Origin of the sequence: Stenotrophomonas sp. YIM B06876 (assembly GCF_030711595.1) — a bacterium.
Lineage (GTDB): Bacteria > Pseudomonadota > Gammaproteobacteria > Xanthomonadales > Xanthomonadaceae > Stenotrophomonas.
Genome location: NZ_JAUJUJ010000071.1, coordinates 1 through 4,032 on the forward strand (window position 1 = coordinate 1; position 4,032 = coordinate 4,032).

General features: G+C 65.5%; 3 protein-coding genes. All 3 read left to right on the forward strand.

The window, feature by feature from the left end; genetic code table 11:
- Positions 1-32 precede the first annotated feature (32 nt).
- Complete coding sequence (locus QZH66_RS14460; protein ID WP_305806633.1) at positions 33-1,829, forward strand: acyl-CoA dehydrogenase C-terminal domain-containing protein; 1,797 nt, start codon at positions 33-35, stop codon at positions 1,827-1,829.
- A gap of 194 nt (positions 1,830-2,023) precedes the next feature.
- The gene (locus QZH66_RS14465; protein ID WP_305806634.1) at positions 2,024-2,398 is read left to right on the forward strand and encodes a DUF2147 domain-containing protein; all 375 of its coding nucleotides are present in this window, start codon (positions 2,024-2,026) and stop codon (positions 2,396-2,398) included.
- A gap of 15 nt (positions 2,399-2,413) precedes the next feature.
- Positions 2,414-4,032: 3-hydroxyacyl-CoA dehydrogenase (locus QZH66_RS14470; protein WP_305806635.1), on the forward strand; the 1,619-nt coding region annotated here is incomplete at its 3' end.

Genomic DNA, 4,032 nt, shown 5'->3' on the forward strand with positions numbered 1-4,032 from the left:
TTCCACACCAACCCCCACCAAGGAGTAAACCCATGCCTAGCTACACGCCGCCGCTGCGCGACATGCAATTCGTGATGCACGAGGTTTTCAAGGTCACCGACGAGTTCAAGGCCCTGCCACCGCACGCCGAGGTGGACGTGGACACCGTGAACGCGGTGCTCGAAGAGGCCGGCAAGTTCGCCGCCGGCGTGACCTTTCCGCTCAACATCAGCGGCGACGAGGAAGGCTGCAAGCTCGACAAGGAAACCCATGCGGTGACCACGCCCAAGGGCTTCAAGGAGGCCTACGCACAGTATGTGGAAGGCGGCTGGGCGGCGCTCTCGTGCGATGTGCAGTATGGCGGCCAGGGCCTGCCGTTCGTGCTCAACCAGTGCGTGTACGAAATGCTCAACAGTGCCAACCAGGCCTGGACCATGTACCCGGGCCTGTCGCACGGCGCCTACGAGGCCCTGCACGCGCACGGCACCGAGGAGCAAAAGCGCCTGTACCTGCCCAAGCTCACCAGCGGCGAATGGACCGGCACCATGTGCCTGACCGAGGCGCACTGCGGCACCGACCTGGGCCTGCTGCGCACTAAGGCCGAGCCCCTGGGCGACGGCAGCTACGCCATCACCGGCAACAAGATCTTCATCAGCGCCGGCGAGCACGACATGACCAGCAACATCGTGCACCTGGTGCTGGCACGCCTGCCCGATGCGCCGGCCGGCAGCAAGGGCATCAGCCTGTTCGTCGTGCCCAAGTTCAAGGTGAATGCCGATGGCTCGCTGGGTGAGCGCAACCCGATCTTCTGCGGCGGCCTGGAGCACAAGATGGGCATCCACGGCAACGCCACGGCGCAGATCAACATCGACGGCGCCATCGGCAGCCTGGTGGGCCAGCCGCACAAGGGCCTGGCCGCCATGTTCGTGATGATGAACGCTGCGCGCCTGGGCGTGGGCAACCAGTCGCTGGGCCTAACCGAAGTGGCCTACCAGAACGCGCTGGCCTACGCCAAGGACCGCCTGCAGATGCGCAGCCTCTCGGGCACCAAGGCCAAGGACTTGGCCGCAGACCCCATCATCGTGCACCCCGACGTGCGCCGCATGCTGCTCACCGCCAAGGCCTACGCCGAAGGCGGCCGTGCGCTCGCCACCTACTGCGCCATCCTGATCGACAAGGAGCTGCACCATCCCGACGAAAAGGTGCGCAAGGACAGCGCCGAGCTGGTCGCGCTGCTGACCCCCATCGTCAAGGCCTTCATCACCGACAACGGCTGGGCCGCGACCACCATGTGCCAGCAGGTCTATGGCGGCCACGGCTTCATCAAGGAATGGGGCATGGAGCAGTTCGTGCGCGACGCGCGCATCAACATGATCTATGAGGGCACGAACGGCATCCAGGCGCTGGACCTGCTGGGCCGCAAGATCCTGGGCAACAACGGCGCCTCGCTCAAGAAATTCGGCAAGCTCGTCGGCGCGCTGGTGCAGGAAGAGGGCGTCAACGAGAAGATGGCCGAGTTCATCAACCCGCTGGCCTACCTGGCCGACCAGATGACCAAGTTCACCACCGAGCTGGGCTTTCGCGGCCTGCAGAACCCCGACGAAGTGGGCGCCGCCGCCGTGGACTACCTGCGCGTGGCCGGCCACCTGGTGTTCGGCTATTTCTTCGCCCGCATGGCCCAGGTGGCGCTGCGCGAAGTGGCGGCCGGCAACCCCGACCCGTTCTACCAGGCCAAGCTGCAGACGGCGCGCTTCTACTTTGCCAAGCTGTTCCCCGAGACCGCCACGCTGATGCGCACGGCGCGCGCCGGCGCGGCCTCGTTGATGGACACGGACGCCGCCCTGGCCTGAGGCCACACGTTCACCGTTCGGGCTGAGCCTGTCGAAGCCTGCCTTTTGGCCCCAAGCCCTTCGACGGGCTCAGGGCGAACGGCGAAAGAGCTGGGCAGTGGCCCGATTTCAAGCCTTTTTGCACTGGAGCCCTTATGTACAAAGCGCTAGCAGCTATTTTTTGTATAGCAACAACCGCCCCCGCGTGGGCCCAGATGAGTCCCGTGGGCCATTGGCAGACCTTGGACGAGAAGACCCACGAGGTCAAGTCGCAGGTCCACATCAGCGAGTCCGGTGGGGTGCTGAGCGGCAGGATCGAGAAGCTGCTGCGCAAGGACGCCAAGCAGGACGCGGTGTGCGACGAGTGCAGCGACGACCGCAAGGGCAAGCCCATGCTGGGGCTGGAGATCATCCGCGGCGCCAAGAAGGCCGACGGCAAGGACGTGTGGGAGAGCGGCAAGATCCTCGACCCCGAAAACGGCAAGACCTACACGCTGCGGCTCACGCCCATCGAAGACGGCAGGAAGCTCGAAGTGCGCGGCTCCATCGGCCCCTTCGGCCGCACCCAGACCTGGGTGCGCACGCAATAAATCAGGAAAGAAGCCATGTCCCGTTTCAATGTGAAGAAAGTCGCCGTGCTCGGCGCGGGCGTGATGGGCGCGCAGATCGCCGCCCATCTCGTCAACTGCAAGGTGCCGGTGCTGCTGTTCGACCTCCCTGCCAAGGACGGCCCCAAGAACGGCATCGTCACGCGCGCCATCGACGGCCTCAAAAAGCTCAAGCCTTCGCCGCTGGGCGTGCAGGAGGACGCCGCGCTGATCCAGCAGGCCAACTACGAAGAACACCTGGAACTGCTGCGCGAGTGCGACCTCATCATCGAGGCCATCGCCGAGCGCATGGACTGGAAGAGCGACCTGTACCACAAGATCGCACCGTTCGTGGCGCCGCACGCCATCGTCGCCAGCAACACCTCGGGCCTGTCGATCACCAAGCTCTCCGAGGCACTGCCCGACGCTATCCGCCCGCGCTTTTGCGGCATCCACTTCTTCAACCCGCCGCGCTACATGGTGCTGGTGGAACTGATCAACACGCCCACCACCGCCCCCGAGGTGCTCGACCAGCTCGAAGCCTTTGTCACCAGCGGCCTGGGCAAGGGCGTGGTGCGCGCGCACGACACGCCCAACTTCATCGCCAACCGCATCGGCATCGCGGGCATGCTCTCGACCATGAAGGAGGTTGAAAATTTCGGCCTGAGCTACGACGTGGTCGACGACCTCACGGGCAAGAAGCTGGGCCGCGCCAGCAGCGGCACCTTCCGCACCGCCGACGTGGTGGGCCTCGATACCATGGCCCACGTCATCAAGACGCTGCAGGACAACCTCGACGAGAACAGCGACCCGTTCTACGCCAGCTTCGGCACGCCCGCCGTGCTCAAGAAGCTGCTGGAGCTGGGCAACCTGGGCCAGAAGACCAAGGCCGGTTTCTACAAGAAGGTCGGGCGCGACGTGCTGCGCTTCGACCTCGAATCGGAAGAGTACGTGCCCGGCGGCCAGAAGGCCGATGAGGTGTACGGCCGCATGCTCAAGCGCCCCGCCGCCGAGCGCCTGAAGCTCTTGCGCAATGCCGAGGGCGCGCAGGGCCAGTTCCTGTGGGCCATCCTGCGCAACAGCTTCCACTACGCCGCCGTGCATCTGGGCACGATTGCCGACAATGCGCGCGACGTGGACCAGGCCATGCGCTGGGGCTTTGGCATGCAGCAGGGCCCGTTCGAGCTGTGGCAGGAGGCCGGCTGGCTCGAAGTCGCCAAGATGGTTCAGGAGGACATCGCCGCCGGCAAGGCCTTGAGCCGCGCACCGCTGCCCGACTGGGTCTTCCAGGGCCCCGTGGCCGAGGCCGGTGGCGTGCACACGGCAGAGGGCTCGTGGAGCGCATCTGCTAACAAATTCGTAGCGCGCCGCGCGCTACCCGTCTACGCCAGGCAGCATTTTCCAGAGAAACTGCGGGGCGAGTCGCTGCCCGACTTCAAGACGGCGGGCACCACGCTGCACGAGGACGACGCGATCCGCCTGTGGACGCTCGATGACGAGATCGTCATCGCCAGCATCAAGACCAAGATGCACGCCATCAGCCCCGACGTGGCCGAGGGCCTGGCGCTGGCGGTGGACATCGCCGAGAAGGATTACGCGGGCGTGGTGGTGTGGTCGGGCGACGAGCCTTTCAGCGC